General features: G+C 50.4%; 2 tRNA genes. Both read left to right on the top strand.

The features are described from left to right. Positions 1-56: 56 nt before the first annotated feature. Positions 57-130, top strand: a tRNA-Ile gene (locus DWW70_RS14390). Positions 131-160: 30 nt separating this feature from the next. After that, positions 161-234 (top strand) — tRNA-Asp (locus tag DWW70_RS14385). The last annotated feature ends 30 nt before the right edge of the window (positions 235-264 follow it).

Genomic DNA, 264 nt, shown 5'->3' with positions numbered 1-264 from the left:
TCTGCCTTACAAGCAGAGGGTCATAGGTTCGAGCCCTATAGGTCCCACTTAAATGAGGACGTTTAGCTCAGTTGGTTAGAGCAATCGGCTCATAACCGATCGGTCCTGGGTTCGAGTCCCCGAACGTCCACTCTTACTAATAATAAGAAACAATGAATATGGCCTGGTGGCTCAGCTGGTTAGAGCGCCGCCCTGTCACGGCGGAGGTCGTGGGTTCGAACCCCATCCGGGTCGCTGTATTCACAATAGAATACTTTTTATGAA

It is taken from the genome of Coprococcus sp. AF16-5, assembly GCF_003479365.1.
GTDB classification, from domain to species: domain Bacteria; phylum Bacillota; class Clostridia; order Lachnospirales; family Lachnospiraceae; genus Coprococcus; species Coprococcus aceti.
Note: the sequence above shows the minus strand (reverse complement) of the source record. Positions and strands in the feature narration are given on the sequence as shown.